Origin of the sequence: Enterococcus sp. DIV0561 (assembly GCF_050539875.1) — a bacterium.
GTDB classification, from domain to species: domain Bacteria; phylum Bacillota; class Bacilli; order Lactobacillales; family Enterococcaceae; genus Enterococcus; species Enterococcus faecalis.
The window spans coordinates 2,148,873-2,163,893 of record NZ_CP172927.1; the positions used below are offsets into that span (position 1 = coordinate 2,148,873).

The window sequence follows — 15,021 nt, forward strand, 5'->3', positions numbered from 1 at the left end:
CTCGTCTGTTATTCGCTTTTTCTTTGTTTTGTTTGTTGTAGCTCTTTATTAATTCGGACAATCTCGTTGCCAAAATTTTGCCAGTCACTGGCTCGCGGGGGCGCTAGCCAAATTAAACATTTTACTGAAAATAACGTTTTTGGTAAATAATCCGCAACTACTAAATCAGTATCTGGTCGAATCGCTGAATGAAAGTGAATGCTGAAAGATTCGAATATTTTGATTTGTTCTTTGATAAACTGAGTATATTTTTCTCCTTGCGTAAAATTAACATAAAGATTGATTGTGCTTTTTTCATTCCTTTGGTCATAAAGACGGGATAACACTAATAGCAAATCAAAAAATAAAGAAAGCTTACTAAACTCAAACGCCGAGCAGTCCAACGCAAATAAAAACTGACGACAGCTATCAAAAACAATTGGGTAGCGTTCCTGAAAAAATTCTAAATCCATAATTCGTAAGGTGATATCGATAAACGGCGTAATAAAACGGTGTTGATAAATAATCGGAACAATTTCTTGATAAAATTCTTCTTCCGAAATTGTAAACGGCATATAAGAAAAGAATAATGTTTTCGTAGCCGTAATTGCCTCATTGTGAGAACTCAGCAAATGTTCCGAAATAAGTTCACTTTGATAGACCGATAAATTGCCGATAATTCCTTGAATTTCTGCATTTTTCTCTGCATGAGTCGCCTTCATTACTTCGTTGATCCAACATTGAATTTCTTGATAAATCGAACTTTCTTCGTCAAAAGCGAATGGATTTTCTTCTTGGGATAAAAAATAATTAGCTTTTCTTTGCGTTCGTTCTAACGCCACCAATACATAATGTTTAAATAAATGAAAATTAGTGATATTTTCATAAGAGCCTTTCAATTGAGCCAATAATTGGTTCACTGCGCGAAGATCTGTTTGATTATATACTTCTTCAGAATCTTTGTAAATTCGGTAATAGAGCATAGTAAAATATTGTCTAATCGCCATTTCATTGCCGCTAAGTTGTAAATTTTTGGATAACTTAATACCGTATTGCCCCAATTCTTTCCGGATATGGTCAACAATTTTGTATACAACCGTTCGACTCATCCCGTGCTTTTCGCCATATTTTTTGATTGAGGTAAACTGATGAAAGAAAATCGTTTTTAATAGATTAAATTCTAACGAGTCTTTTAAATAATATTCTTCAATAATACTTGAAGAAATACGAAGGCTTTGAGATAAAAAAATTTCATTATTTTTTTCACTGATTTCCATCTCATTAATCAGACCAAAGCGTTGCAAATCTGCATTGATTTCTGTTATGTTCCGTTCTAGCAAATAAGGAGAAATAGCTAATTGCTTACATAAACGATCTTTTCGTTCAGAAAATGAATATTGTTGCTCTAACTTTCTAATAATCGCTAATTTTAAATTTTCCCGATCATCTAATAACAAGAATTCCATTTAAACTCTCCTTGTTCCATACAAAAGTGAGCCTGACAGGAAGCTTAAAGTGGTGCCAAATTGAGAGGACCCACTTGCCGCTCCTCCAGTAATTTCCACTGGGGCTATCGTATCTATTTTTTTCAACAACTCATCATTTAACAGCACCTTTTTATTTACTCGTTCCTGTTCAATTTTATTTTTCTTTTTCTCCTGTTTTGTTTGTTGCTCCTTGTCCTGTCTCGAGGCAATAATTGGTCTTTCTGGGCCAATCATTGCTTGAATATAAGGAAGCTCTGCAAGCACATTCTCCTCTGCAGCAAAATTAGTAGGGTTGACATACACCTTCGCAATAGAAAGGTATGCCTCGTAACGGAAGGTTACAAAATAAAGGCCTACTTTTTGAGTATTTACATTATTTTCTATAATTACATTTTCTAAATTTAGAGGGCGTCCCTCTTTATCTTTTAGAAAAACAACATTGTCTAATGGTGACCATGCTTGATTAACTCCTACAAACGTGTCTTTTAATTTAAGTTCCGTTTGATTTTCTTTGACCGTAATGGTTGCTGTTTCAATTTTGCCATCTACTTCATAAGTCACGGTGTATTTGCCTGGTGTTGTCACTTCGTTGGCATAGCTATTCACTGAAGCAATTAACATTCCTGAAGAAAGAAATAAGGCTGTGCCGATACTACCATAATAAATAGTTCGCTGGTTCATCTCGTTTATTATTCCTCCAAACTATTTCATAAAAACAACTATCTTAACAGAAAAACCTGCTAATAGGTGTTCTTAAACTAAGTAACTTGTAAAACTTCCTATTTTCCAAGGAAACAGCTACCCTCATTCATGCACTTATTCATCTTTTAAGCGTGGAACAAAAGTCACTTTAAACTTTTGCCCCACGCTCATTTAATTATTTTCGTTTCTTCTTGATGACTATACCACTAATAATCACAATAAGTAATACAACAAGTCCTAGCACACGATATAAACCATTAGTTTGTTCTCCCGTTTTTGGATAACGTCCTTGCTTGTCAGGTTTCACAATGTGTGTGACATACTGACTACTTTTTATCGTGGTTTGATTCGTTGAGGAACTAGTCTGGTTGTTCTCATTTTTATCTGGTAGCGGTGTAGGATTACGATCAATCACATGAACAGTTGCTACTGTCTTTAATTGACGAGGTGTTTCGTTTGAAAACATTGAGAAAATTCGTGACTGCACAGCTGGTTTGGTTTCATTAACTGGCTCAGTGGTATAGGAAATCTGGTACTCTCCTGTTTTCTTTGTATCAACTTTCCCTTTTACTTGAACCTTATCAAAGGATATAGCATGACCGTCACGATCTGTTGCTGAAACGAAATTATCTTCTGGTTTCCATGAATCACCAACATAAATCGTTGTATCTTTAACCTCTAACTTAGATTGGTCGGGTTTGACGGTCACATTAGCTGTTTCTTTTTTACCTTCGTAACTGTAAATGATTGAGTAAATGCCCGCTTTGCTAGTATCAACTTGACCTGAAACAGTGATTTTTTCGAAGGGAACGTCTTGACCTGTTTTGTCTGTCGCGGAAACGAAGTTATCTTCTACTTCCCATTTATCACCCACATAAATCGTTGTATCCTTGACTTGTAAACGACTATCATCACGGACATGAACGATTGCTTTCGCTTCTTTTGTGCCATTTTTATAGACAATTTCATAATCGCCTATTTTATCAACATTCACTGTTCCCTGAACGTCAATTTTTTCAAAAGGAACGTCTTGACCTGTTTTATCTGTTGCTGAAACGAAATTATCTTCTGGTTTCCATTTATCGCCCACATAAATTGTTGTATCTTTGACCTCTAACTGACTGTCATCACGGACATGAACGATTGCTTTCGCTTCTTTTGTGCCATTTTTATAGACAATTTCATAATCGCCTATTTTATCAACATTCACTGTTCCCTGAACGTCAATTTTTTCAAACGGAACGTCTTGGCCTGTTTTGTCTGTTGCTGAAACGAAATTATCTTCTGGTTTCCATTTATCGCCCACATAAATTGTTGTATCTTTGACCTCTAACTGACTGTCATCACGGACATGAACGATTGCTTTCGCTTCTTTTGTGCCATTTTTATAGACAATTTCATAATCGCCTATTTTATCAACATTCACTGTTCCCTGAACGTCAATTTTTTCAAACGGAACGTCTTGGCCTGTTTTGTCTGTTGCTGAAACGAAATTATCTTCTGGTTTCCACGAATCACCAACATAAATCGTTGTATCTTTAACCTCTAACTTAGATTGGTCGGGTTTGACGGTCACATTAGCTATTTCTTCTTTACCTTCGTAACTGTAAATGATTGAGTAAATGCCCGCTTTGCTAGTATCAACTTGACCTGAAACAGTGATTTTTTCGAAGGGAACGTCTTGGCCTGTTTTGTCTGTTGCTGAAACGAAATTATCTTCTGATTTCCAAGAATCACCAACATAAATTGTTGTATCTTTAACCTCTAACTGACTGTCATCACGGACATGAACGATTGCTTTCGCTTCTTTTGTGCCATTTTTATAGACAATTTCATAATCGCCTATTTTATCAACATTCACTGTTCCCTGAACGTCAATTTTTTCAAACGGAACGTCTTGGCCTGTTTTGTCTGTTGCTGAAACGAAATTATCTTCTGGTTCCCATTTATCGCCCACATAAATCGTTGTATCTTTAACCTCTAACTTAGATTGGTCGGGTTTGACGGTCACATTAGCTGTTTCTTTTTTACCTTCGTAACTGTAAATGATTGAGTAAATGCCCGCTTTGCTAGTGTCAACTTGACCTGAAACAGTGATTTTTTCGAAGGGAACGTCTTGACCTGTTTTGTCTGTTGCCGAAACGAAATTATCTTCTGGTTTCCATTTATCGCCCACATAAATTGTTGTATCTTTGACTTGTAAACGACTGTGATCAATTGTTTTAGTTAATGGAATTTTTAGTTGATTGTCTCCTTTGACCAGCTTAATGGCTTTACCTGTCAAATACTCTTCACCCACGGAATATTCCTGCGGTACATTCGTTACTCGCAAAGTATAATCACCTGTCATGATGGCATCAAAGGAGTATTGACCTTTTTCATCTGTTGCAAATTCGGTTGCTGTATGCGTGACATTATCAATTAGTTCAAAAGAAACCTTCGCAATTGCTTGGTTTTCATCCTCTATGTTATGCGTATAGAATGTGGCAGTTGCTAAATAAACAATACCTTCCGCATCGCCTTCTGAGAATTTCAATGTGATTGGCGCAGTGGCAACTTTTTTCTTGCTAGCAGACATCTGGTTCAATGTTTCAGAGTCGATTGTTGTTTCTGTATAGATTTGGCCAGCGTTTGCAGAGACAGTATTGTATTCAATCGTAATGTTTTCTGTCAATGTATAGTCTTTAAAAATAATTTTCGCACCGTTTGTAGTCTTCTCTAATGAATAAGCATCTTCTGGCACACCTTTCACGGTAATAGAATTCAAATCGATTTGAGCATTGGTTGTGCCTTTTGGTGTTAATTCAATCGTTGGATTTTTCACACGATGTGTTTTATTATCAATATTTTTTGTTGTTACTGTCGTTTTTGTTACATTTTTTAATGTTGGATTCGCCGCTTGTGTTGCACTCAAAATGTCTAACGCTTCATTTTGAACAGAAACCGTAGCAGACCCTTCATTATTATTCGATTGTGGTTCTTTAGCTGTCCCAGTTATATAAAGAGTTGGCACGTCGATCCAGCCATTGGCATTTTTATACTCAATAATGTAACGTTTGTTGGTTTTTCCAAAATCAAACGTGTAACTATTGGTATTTTCGTCAAAAGTAATCGTTGGGTATCCAGGACTGTCTGGTGACATTGGTTTATCAAAATAATAGCCACGATCCCAGTATTGTGGATAAATTGAATCTACCTGATCGTTTGAAACATCATAAATGTCAAAAAGAACATCGGCGCCAGCTGGAATTTTTGTACGGACGCTTAGTGAGTCAAAAGAATCATTTCGTGCATTGACAAGGAATTGATTTTTACTACTTTGAAGTGTTCGTTCTGAACCACGCTTACTATTAGTAGTTACTGTCGTATCAACTGGAGTTAAACCTTCAGCACTCATTGTTATTGGTATCATATCGACTGGGATACTTTTATCTTTTGGCAAACTATCTGGCACATAATTAAAACCAATTGGAATTTGGATTTCGTTGGTTATTGGCGTAGTGAACTTAATAACTGAACCATCTGACGTTGGCGTTACTGTATAATCCGTTCCTAACTTGTAATAAAAATAAATTTCTTTTGTAGCTCGTAATGAAAGATAGTTAGGATGCTTTACTTTAATTTCTAAATTTTGAATCGGTTTCTCTTTGCTTCCCATAACTGAGACAGTTGTTCTTGATGAATAGGCACCATTTTGATCATAATTACCCCAAGCAGTTTCAGCATTCAAAGGATTAACAACACTAATTGGTTCAATATATTGATCGGATACTAATTGAATGGCTTTATTAGGACCAATTACAGGTGTACTTAATGATAGATTAATGTCCTTCTTGTCAAAATCCATTGTTAAATCAGAAATATTTATTCTTAAATAGCTATCTTTTGTGGCCGTTAAAGTGAGCTTGCCACCTTCAGTTTTAATATCAAAATAGTCTTCCAATTTTACATTTTCATATAAAGGACCATACGCCGTAAATTTAGGATTCTTAATTTCTTGACCGTTTGTACTCTCTAATACGATTTGTTGACCCACTTTTGTTTCTGTTAACGTGCCATAAATTGTTACATAATATTTCCCTTTGCTTTGAAAACTGATATAGGACATACTACGCATTTCACGATCAGCAATTACTTTACTTGTTTGACTCGTCTTAGCAGTAAAATCGGTTGTTTGTTTAGTTCCTGTCGTACTTTTCAAAGAAATTGACCCAATTTTTGTTGTTGGATACTGCTGCGAATATAAGTAGTTATAGTCCGAAGCACTCTCTAAATAAATTGTCCGATTAATCGATAAGGAATAGGCTTTTTGTTGATTCATGTTTGGAACAGTTACAGCAATCCGCCCGAGTGAATTATCGCTTAATGTATAATCTTTGCCAGGTGTTAACAAGGTTTGCGTTTCTGGTAAAATTTGACCATTAATGTCGACATCGTAACTGAAAACTTGAGGTTCCAAGTTATCTTGTTTTCCAAAGACAGCGCCTGGCGTCTCTGTTGTTAATAATTCTAATGTTTGATTGCCAGTTAATGTCCGGTCTAAATTATAAAAAATTTCGCCATCTAACCCCGTCGTTCTGGTTCGTTCGTTATATTGAATTGGTTCCACTTGTTCATATAAATCAAACGAGTAGGTTTTTTTATTTTTTCCTGGAGTTTCAATTTTGACTAATGGTTCCGCCTCTGTTGTTAGATAACTTTTTAGTTCTACTTTAAAGGAAGTATCTGAAACTCGTTGATTAAACGTAATACTTAATGTTTTGGTCGCCGCATCGACTGCCCAAGTTGCGCCAATGCCTGTCACTTCTCCGCTGACAGTTGAATAACCTAAATGTTCTGGTAATTGAACTGTATAAACTGATCCAGGTGCATAACCTGTGTTTCCAACAGCAAATTGGAACGTAGCGGTTACCGGTGTTGTATTTAATTCGCGGTGAACCTCTGTTTGGCTGTATTCTGTTCCACCAATCGGCGCAAGACTCATACTGTCAAGTAGTTCATCTGTAATTGGCGCTTGAACATCTGGTAGGGCTTTTTCATTAAGTGAGGTGTCCTTGTCCTCCGTTGTTTGTTGTTCAGATGGTGTAGCAGCACCACTGGAAGCTGTTGTGCTCGCCTCTGTGGTTTGCGATTCAGTTGTTGCAGTTGGTTGATTCATTTCTGAAGTATTCGTTGTTGCTAAAGGTAAAGCTGGTGTTGTGCTCGATAACTCTGCCTCTTTTTTTGCTGTATCAGTGGTCTCTGTTTGTGCTTCTGTCGTTGTTACAGCATAGGCATTTACGGCAAACCCGAAATTTTGTGCGAGAAGTATACTTAACATCACAAAAGAAAAAGTTTTTTTCTTCATACTAATCCCCTTTCAATAAAATTCATATAACCTAATAATAGCTTGTTAAAAATGAAACAATTGATTAATTTTTTTTGAATCTTCGAAAAAAAAAACAGCTTTTCATAAAAAAATACTTGGAAAATCAGCCACAATCACTGTTTTTCCAAGTATTTTTTTATTAATATTTGTAAATTATCGTTTCTTTTGACGAAAAACGACCACGAAATAAACTGCAATAAACAATAACACTAAGAGCGAGTTACTATTTTTAATGAAAGTTAAAAATTGACTTGTTTGCGTTGAAATACCTTTGCCGCCAGTCAATTCTAATAAAAATTGTGTCGTGCCACCTTTGCCTACTACAGTGACTAACATAAGCGCCATCAAAATAAATTGATGGAATAAACTCCCTTTTGTTTGTGTTGTATATTTGATAAGGATGCGGCTATCTTTTGGCAAATCTGTCTCTTGATAATATCGCCTAGCTAAAAAGCTATTCAATGTGCTTTTGAAAAAACTCAAGAGAAACAGGCCTAAAATAGTCCACGAAGTAAGAAGTAATATTCCCAAACTTCCCGCCAGTCCAACCATTGGTATGTTGTTTGACCATTGTTTCGTTTTACTAGCTACAATCATTGCAAAAATCATCCCTAAAACATAAGGTAAATAGAGATAGATGCCCATATGAGCTCTGCCATAAACCCCTGCAACATAAATGGAACCAAATAAAAATAAATAGTTCCCGACAATCCCGTTAATCAAGGTCGCAAGATTCATTTCTAATGATACTTTATACGCACCGCGTTTGCCATAATGACTAACGAAAAGGACAGCCACCACAAAGAAACAGCAGGCGCCAACAATCGCATAATCAAATTCCACCGCATTCGTTAATAAGCGACCACTTCTTAATAAAAGTAATAACACAAAAAAGATAATAAACAGAATTAATTCTTTTCGTGAAACTTCTGCTGATTCTTCTTCTAGCTCGTTTAATGAAACAGGATAGCTCTTGATTGCTACTAAAGCAAGCAGAAAATAGAGCGCGTACACCAATAACGCCAGTCCAATCTCAGTCGCTTTAAAAAATAAAGCGCCAAATAAAACAGCGGTCAATAAGACTGTCGTTAAAAGATTGCTGTGACTGATTTTTTGACCTTCTTCTTTCAAGAAAAAGCGAATTGATTGATTACTTGGTGGCAACAACGCCCCACTAAGTCCTAACAACATTCCTGAAATACTATAAAGCGGGAAAGAAAAAGCGCCGGCGGTCCCAATTAAGGAACCTGCCAAGCCTAGCAATAGAGAAATCTTTAGTAGACCTAGACTAGTTAAAGACAAATTAATTCCTCGAACCAGAAAAATGCCTGTCATACGCAATGTATAAAATAAGACAAATGGTAAAATTGTTAGAAGGTTGTGTCCATCACTCAATTGAATGTAAAGTAAATAAGGCACAACAATAATCGTATTACTTAGTAAACTTAATGCTGTATTACCAAGACTTTCAATTTTTTTATTCATTTTGACCTCTTCTTTTATCTTTCATTTTCTATTATTTTTAGGGTAGCATTGTTTACTTTTTTTGTCCATAAAATAACAGATGCAGCGATTTCCTAATGTTTATTTTCTACTGTTACGTATAATAGTTAATAACGACAGCTTGGACTTGCTCTGTTCCCTCATTTATATACGTGTGTACTTGATTAGCATCAAAATACATAGCGGCGTCTTTTGGAAGAAGGTATCTCTGATCGCCCACTTCAAGAGCTAATGTTCCTTGAATAACCATGACATATTCTATCGAACGTTTTGAATGCCCAACAGCTTGATACTTTTTCCCTGAATCTAATTCAAACTGAAAGAGTTCAAAGTTTCTTTCCTGGTTGTCTGAGTAGTAATTAAAGACTCGATAGGAGTGATCTTCAGAATGTTGTGTTACCGTCTCAGTTTTTTTTACCACGGGATTTTCTTTAACATAGTCATCTTCTAATAAATACGTATACGGAACATTGAGTCCATTACTTATTTTCCAAATTGTATTTATGGTAGGATTGGTGGTTCCTTTTTCAATCTGCGAAAGCATCCCTTTACTCACTCCGGTTATCCCAGCTAGTTCATCTAACGTAAGTTTTTTTTCTTGTCTAATTTTTTTTAAATTATTGCCAATAATTGTATTAATCTCCAAAATAGTTGCTCCTTCTGTTTCTTTTTATCATCCAAAAATTTAATATATTGAACAAAAGTATTCTTTATTGTATTATACAATATATATCTTAGTTGTTCAAAAGGAGTGGTTAATAATGAAAACGCTCATTCGCTCGTTGTGTCTCATTATCGAAGGTCTAGATTTTCAGACACACGTGTTTAAATTTTATACAGAAAGAAGGAAAAAAAGAGAATGAACCACCAATTAGATGCACGCACTGGCATTCGTGAAGCCTTGCCAACGGTTTTTGGCTATATTGGTATTGGCATTGCTTTTGGTATCGTAGGACAAGCAGCAGGTTTTTCCCCTCTTATTGTTAGTGCGATGTCGTTTTTTATTTTTGCAGGATCTGCTCAGTTTGTAACAGTTAGTATGTTGACTGGCGGCAGCCCTATCTTATCTATTGTGTTAGCGACTTTCTTAGTAAATGCGCGTATGATTCTTATGGGAATGACCATTGCGCCTTACTTTAAAGCCGAATCTCTCGGTAAAAATCTCTGGTTGGGAACCTTACTGACGGATGAAAGTTTTGCACTAGGAATGAATAAATTAAACCATACCAAAGGACGTTTAAGTTTTGAGTGGTTTAATGCTGCCAATTTGATTTCCTATGCGACTTGGGTTTTTTCGACGATCATCGGTGCCTATCTAGGGCGCTTTATTGCAAACCCTCAAGCATTAGGTCTTGAGTTTGCGGTCGTGGCTATGTTCATTGGTTTACTTTATCTGCAGATAATTAGTGATCGTTCCATGAAAATCGCTTTACAACTCATCATGGTCCTGATTACTTTTGGGTTGATGTCTATTGGTCTAATTTTTATTCCCAGTAATTTAATTGTCTTAGTTGTCACGTTAATCGGGTGTGGAATAGGAGTGATGATAAAACATGCCTTCTTCTGAGTATCTCTTTTTAACAATTTTAGGCTGTACCGTTGCAACCTGGCTTTCAAGAATACTGCCATTTTTACTTTTAAAAAAAATCAGTCTGCCACAGAAATTATTAGAATATCTAAGTTTTGTTCCCATTGTGATTATGTCCGCCTTATGGTTTAGTAGCTTATTTGAACAAAGAATTGGGCATTTACCAAGCCTCAATCTTCCTTATTTATTCGCTTCATTTCCTACCATTTTAGCCGCAATACTTACTAAAAACTTATTGCTTATTGTACTGGTAGGCATTGCTTCATTTGCACTAATCCAAAATTTTATCTAAAAAAACAGACAGGCACTACCAGATGGTAGTGCCTGTCTGTTTTTTTAGATGCCAGCTGCAGGGATCGAACCTGTGACCTACGCGTTACGAGTGCGTTGCTCTACCAACTGAGCTAAGCTGGCCTGAAACAAATCTATTATAGGACTTTCTACTTTATTTGTAAAGTCTGTTTGTTATTTATTTATGCAAAATCTCTTTAAAATAAGCCAAATAGCGACTTTACAAACTTTTTTCTGAAAATGTGGTATAATAGAGATATCAAGAAAGGATGGTTTTTTGTATGTCAAATTTTAATGGTATGGTTACTCCTGTTGTTCCATCGGATGCTGGTAAGGATTTCGCCGTTGACACCCATGTTACTTTTCTTGTTCACGGACAGCCACAAACAGGCGTTGTTACGAAACAATTAAAAAATGCCGCTGTCGTCGAAATTGACGAAACGCAAAAAAACAATCACTTAATGGTGCACAGCAATGGTGTGATTGTTATTAATTACAAACAATTGAAAAAGATTTAATTCTTCAAGCGTGGGAAATTTCCCCCGCTCTTTTTTATGTACAGAATTGGAATACTTTCCAATTCGTCGGAAACTATAATGCTGTAATAAACGCAAAAAAACCAAAAATAATTCCGGGCACATTAGCAAAAATAATGGACTTATCTCGTGTTTCTCCATCGTCTCCATATAACCCATGAATCGTCCAAAAAATACAATTAATCATTGCCACTAATGGTTGCGTCGGATTGCCTTTTTCCCCATGTAAATTTCCATAAATTTGTGGAATATATGAAACATACATCAAAACTGACATCACACTAGCAATCACAGCGATAGCGTGTAAGACTTTTTTATTCTTTTTCATAGTTCCTCCTTTGTTTTTTTATTTTTTATTATACACCTAGAAAAGTTCTTTAAGCAAAAGAAAACCGTTAGTAACCATAATCTGTTACCTAACGGTTTTTTGTTATTATTTTGTTCCGAATAAACGGTCACCAGCATCCCCTAAACCAGGAACGATATAGCCGTCTTCGTTTAAGCGCTCATCTAAAGCTGCTGTATAAATATCTACATCTGGATGCGCTTCTTGTAAAGCTTTCACACCTTCTGGAACGGCCACTAGACATACAAATTTAATGTTGCTAGCACCACGTTCTTTTAATGAATCGATGGCCATAATTGCGGAACCACCTGTTGCTAGCATTGGGTCAACAACAAATAATTGACGACTTGCAATGTCTTCAGGTAATTTCACGAAGTATTCATGTGGTTGCAATGTTTCTTCATCACGGTAAAGTCCAACGTGTCCAACTTTCGCTGCTGGAATTAATTCTAAAATCCCATCAACCATGCCAATGCCGGCACGTAAAATAGGAATGATTGCTACTTTTTTCCCTGAAAGTGTTTTTTGTGTTGATTTACCCATCGGTGTTTCGATGACAACATCCTCTAAAGGCATATCCCGTGATACTTCATAAGCCATTAACATAGCAATTTCGTTGACAACTTCGCGGAAAACCTTTGTCCCACAGTTCTTTTCGCGAATCATTGTTAGTTTGTGTTGAATTAGCGGATGATCAATTACTTGAAATTTTCCCATATCTATTCTCCTTCATTATTTTATTCTTTCTTATTGTAAAACAAAAGAGCCTAGGACACAAGTTGAATTCCTTAAATCCTAAGCTCCGACTCTTATTTGTACAGAGAATCGCGCTTCAGCTATCCCTGATGTTAGTTATATAATGGATATTTTTTAGTTAGCGCTGCTACAGCTGCTTTGACTTCATCATGAACTGCTGTATTTTCTGGATCTTTTAAGACTTGAACGATTAATTTAGCAACTTCTACCGCATCTTCTTCTTTAAAACCACGTGAAGTAATCGCAGGCGTTCCAATACGGATACCACTTGTTTTAAATGGACTTAATTGTTCAAACGGAATTGAATTTTTATTGACAGTAATATTTACACTATCTAAAATAGCTTCTGCTTCTTTTCCATTTAAACCAAAACCTGTCACTTCAATCAGTAATAAGTGGTTGTCTGTTGCCCCACTAATTAAACGAGCTTCTGGCGCTTGATTGAAAACTTTCGTCATCGCTTGCGCATTTGCAATCACTTGCTGACTATATTCAGCAAAACTTGGATCCAAAGCTTCTTTAAAAGCTGCGGCTTTTCCGGCAATCACATGTTCCAACGGGCCACCTTGAATGCCTGGGAAAATACTACTATTTACTTTTTTCGCCAATTCTTCGCTATTTGTCAAAATTAAACCGCCACGAGGACCACGCAATGTTTTATGGGTCGTACTTGTTACGATATCAGCATACGGAACTGGATTTGGGTGCAACCCTGAAGCCACCAAGCCTGCAATATGCGCCATATCAACCATTAACTTGGCATCTACTTCATCAGCGATTTCACGGAAACGTTTGAAGTCAATCGTTCGTGAATACGCACTTGCGCCAGCAACAATTAATTTTGGACGATGTTCTCTTGCTAAAATTCGCACGACATCGTAATCGATTACTTCTGTTGAAGGATCCACTCCATAACTGACAAAATTATAGGTTTTTCCACTAAAGTTAACGGGCGAACCATGGGTTAAGTGACCACCAGCTGATAAATCCATCCCCAAAATGGTATCACCTGGTTCAACCAATGAAAGGTATGCCGCTGTATTGGCTTGAGAACCTGAATGGGCTTGTACATTCGCGAATTTTGCACCAAATAATTCTTTGGCACGATCAATAGCTAAATTTTCTACGATATCGATAAATTCACAACCACCATAGTACCGTTTGCCAGGGTAACCTTCTGCATATTTATTCGTTAAAATACTTCCTTGGGCAGCCATCACCGCTTTTGACACGACATTCTCAGATGCGATTAGTTCCAAGTTATTTTCTTGGCGCTCTTCTTCTCTTGCAATTGCATTCCATAAATCTGGGTCATACGTTTTGTAATCCATTCAAACAACACTCCATTTTGTTTTCTTTTGTCTGATTGTATCATACTTCTGTGTCAGCTTCGTTACAAATACCTCTTATTTTTCAAAAAATTTTTGATTAGCTGATTTTTTCAAGCGATTCATGTAAGCAGTGCCTAAACCAGTTTCTGCAAATCCTTGTGCAAAAATCGTGGTAGCTCCTTGCTCATCTAACGCTCTTAACCCTGCAAATAGTTCTTTTGTGGCATTTTCAACCGTTTCTGCACCATAAGAATAAACAAACGCATTTTCTGTATCTAGTTGTGCTGCCTGTTCATCACTTAAAAATAAGCCGATTTTTTCCTGTTGTTCTTTTGCTTGCTGAATCGCCGTTTGCCATTCTGCTGTTTGACCGCTTATAATCCAAACTTCCGCATCAGGAGAATAGTGTTTGTATTTCATCCCTGGCGCTTTGGGTGCTGCAGTTTCACTAATCAAATGTGTATCGATTTTCACTTGGGGAATAATGCTTTCCAACTGCTCTTTGGTAATTGCTCCTGGTCGTAAAATAACTGGCACACCATCTTCCGCCGTTAAATCTAAGACCGTTGATTCCACCCCAATCTGCGTTGGGCCATCATCTAATATGGCAGCAATTTTCCCCTGCAAATCATGATAAACATGCTCTGCAGATGTTGGACTAGGCTTGCCAGAAGTGTTCGCACTTGGTCCAACCAACGGAACATTGGCTTGTTCAATCAAAGCTAAGGTTGCTTGGTTATCTGGCATACGAAAAGCGACTGTCTCTAAACCACCTGTTACTGTTTTAGAAAATGTATCCCTAGGCACATTAAAAATTAAAGTTAATGGTCCCGGCCAAAAGGCAGACACCAATTTTGTAGCGACTTCTGGTAAGGTCGCCACGTATTTTTTGACCATTTCAACGTTGTTCACATGAACAATCAATGGATTATCACTGGGGCGGCCTTTTACTTGGTAAACTTTTTTTACTGCCGCTTCATTTAAAGCATCGGCACCTAAGCCATAAACAGTTTCTGTTGGAAAAGCCACTAGCTCGCCTGCTTGAATGGCTGCTGCTGCTTGGGCTATTTCTTGTTTGGTTAATTTTTTTGTTTCCATTGCAAATCGCTCCTTCTAGAAAAGTGGCGACGAAGA

The 15,021-nt window shown here is 36.7% G+C and carries 12 protein-coding genes and 1 tRNA gene; 3 read left to right on the plus strand and 10 right to left on the minus strand.

Annotated features, from left to right (window positions below; genetic code table 11):
• Window positions 1–8 precede the first annotated feature (8 nt).
• From IGM13_RS10295 to IGM13_RS10315, 5 genes are all read right to left on the minus strand, one after another.
• Window positions 9–1,445, minus strand: coding sequence for a helix-turn-helix domain-containing protein (locus tag IGM13_RS10295; protein WP_002419503.1), 1,437 nt, complete (start codon window positions 1,443–1,445; stop codon window positions 9–11).
• Window positions 1,446–2,147, minus strand: coding sequence for a bacterial Ig-like domain-containing protein (locus IGM13_RS10300; RefSeq protein ID WP_002419502.1), 702 nt, complete (start codon window positions 2,145–2,147; stop codon window positions 1,446–1,448).
• 196 nt (window positions 2,148–2,343) lie between these two features.
• Window positions 2,344–7,515 (minus strand): bacterial Ig-like domain-containing protein, encoded by a 5,172-nt coding sequence (locus IGM13_RS10305; RefSeq protein ID WP_267580243.1) that lies wholly within the window; start codon window positions 7,513–7,515, stop codon window positions 2,344–2,346.
• A gap of 174 nt (window positions 7,516–7,689) precedes the next feature.
• Window positions 7,690–9,021, minus strand: a complete 1,332-nt coding sequence (locus IGM13_RS10310; protein WP_002419494.1) for a hypothetical protein — start codon at window positions 9,019–9,021, stop codon at window positions 7,690–7,692.
• A gap of 112 nt (window positions 9,022–9,133) precedes the next feature.
• The gene (locus IGM13_RS10315; protein ID WP_002419493.1) at window positions 9,134–9,685 is read right to left on the minus strand and encodes a helix-turn-helix domain-containing protein; all 552 of its coding nucleotides are present in this window, start codon (window positions 9,683–9,685) and stop codon (window positions 9,134–9,136) included.
• A 213-nt stretch (window positions 9,686–9,898) separates the two neighbouring features.
• On the opposite strand from IGM13_RS10315, the gene IGM13_RS10320 reads away from it, so the two are divergent.
• Complete coding sequence (locus tag IGM13_RS10320) at window positions 9,899–10,606, plus strand: AzlC family ABC transporter permease (protein ID WP_002356628.1); 708 nt, start codon at window positions 9,899–9,901, stop codon at window positions 10,604–10,606.
• The gene (locus IGM13_RS10325) at window positions 10,593–10,919 is read left to right on the plus strand and encodes an AzlD domain-containing protein (protein WP_002362235.1); all 327 of its coding nucleotides are present in this window, start codon (window positions 10,593–10,595) and stop codon (window positions 10,917–10,919) included. The genes IGM13_RS10320 and IGM13_RS10325 overlap by 14 nt, the downstream gene beginning before the upstream one ends.
• Before the next feature lie 49 nt (window positions 10,920–10,968).
• On the opposite strand, the gene IGM13_RS10330 is transcribed toward IGM13_RS10325, so the two are convergent.
• Window positions 10,969–11,041, minus strand: a tRNA-Thr gene (locus IGM13_RS10330).
• A 158-nt stretch (window positions 11,042–11,199) separates the two neighbouring features.
• Here IGM13_RS10330 and IGM13_RS10335 point away from each other — a divergent pair.
• Window positions 11,200–11,436 carry a hypothetical protein gene (locus IGM13_RS10335; protein WP_002381528.1) on the plus strand — a complete coding sequence of 79 codons (237 nt, stop codon included), beginning with the start codon at window positions 11,200–11,202 and terminating at the stop codon, window positions 11,434–11,436.
• 73 nt (window positions 11,437–11,509) lie between these two features.
• Here the strand turns inward: IGM13_RS10335 and IGM13_RS10340 are convergent, their stop codons facing one another.
• The 4 genes from IGM13_RS10340 to IGM13_RS10355 all read right to left on the minus strand — a co-directional run bounded on the left by IGM13_RS10340 (window position 11,510) and on the right by IGM13_RS10355 (window position 14,985).
• Window positions 11,510–11,782 carry a membrane protein gene (locus IGM13_RS10340; RefSeq protein WP_002356625.1) on the minus strand — a complete coding sequence of 91 codons (273 nt, stop codon included), beginning with the start codon at window positions 11,780–11,782 and terminating at the stop codon, window positions 11,510–11,512.
• A gap of 105 nt (window positions 11,783–11,887) precedes the next feature.
• The gene (upp, locus tag IGM13_RS10345) at window positions 11,888–12,517 is read right to left on the minus strand and encodes a uracil phosphoribosyltransferase (RefSeq protein WP_002356624.1); all 630 of its coding nucleotides are present in this window, start codon (window positions 12,515–12,517) and stop codon (window positions 11,888–11,890) included.
• Window positions 12,518–12,648: 131 nt separating this feature from the next.
• On the minus strand, window positions 12,649–13,887 hold the full coding sequence (glyA, locus tag IGM13_RS10350) for a serine hydroxymethyltransferase (protein ID WP_002356623.1): 1,239 nt from the start codon (window positions 13,885–13,887) through the stop codon (window positions 12,649–12,651).
• A 75-nt stretch (window positions 13,888–13,962) separates the two neighbouring features.
• On the minus strand, window positions 13,963–14,985 hold the full coding sequence (locus IGM13_RS10355) for an L-threonylcarbamoyladenylate synthase (protein ID WP_002419492.1): 1,023 nt from the start codon (window positions 14,983–14,985) through the stop codon (window positions 13,963–13,965).
• Between the last annotated feature and the right edge of the window lie 36 nt (window positions 14,986–15,021).

What these genes read in the sequence shown, in the direction of transcription:
- IGM13_RS10325 (WP_002362235.1), top strand. Translation starts at nt 10,593, where the DNA reads ATGCCTTCTTCTGAGTATCTCTTTTTAACAATTTTAGGCTGTACCGTT.
- IGM13_RS10320 (WP_002356628.1), top strand. Translation starts at nt 9,899, where the DNA reads ATGAACCACCAATTAGATGCACGCACTGGCATTCGTGAAGCCTTGCCA.
- IGM13_RS10340 (WP_002356625.1), bottom strand. Translation starts at nt 11,782, where the DNA reads ATGAAAAAGAATAAAAAAGTCTTACACGCTATCGCTGTGATTGCTAGT.
- upp (WP_002356624.1), bottom strand. Translation starts at nt 12,517, where the DNA reads ATGGGAAAATTTCAAGTAATTGATCATCCGCTAATTCAACACAAACTA.
- IGM13_RS10295 (WP_002419503.1), bottom strand. Translation starts at nt 1,445, where the DNA reads ATGGAATTCTTGTTATTAGATGATCGGGAAAATTTAAAATTAGCGATT.
- IGM13_RS10305 (WP_267580243.1), bottom strand. Translation starts at nt 7,515, where the DNA reads ATGAAGAAAAAAACTTTTTCTTTTGTGATGTTAAGTATACTTCTCGCA.
- IGM13_RS10310 (WP_002419494.1), bottom strand. Translation starts at nt 9,021, where the DNA reads ATGAATAAAAAAATTGAAAGTCTTGGTAATACAGCATTAAGTTTACTA.
- IGM13_RS10335 (WP_002381528.1), top strand. Translation starts at nt 11,200, where the DNA reads ATGTCAAATTTTAATGGTATGGTTACTCCTGTTGTTCCATCGGATGCT.
- IGM13_RS10300 (WP_002419502.1), bottom strand. Translation starts at nt 2,147, where the DNA reads ATGAACCAGCGAACTATTTATTATGGTAGTATCGGCACAGCCTTATTT.
- glyA (WP_002356623.1), bottom strand. Translation starts at nt 13,887, where the DNA reads ATGGATTACAAAACGTATGACCCAGATTTATGGAATGCAATTGCAAGA.
- IGM13_RS10355 (WP_002419492.1), bottom strand. Translation starts at nt 14,985, where the DNA reads ATGGAAACAAAAAAATTAACCAAACAAGAAATAGCCCAAGCAGCAGCA.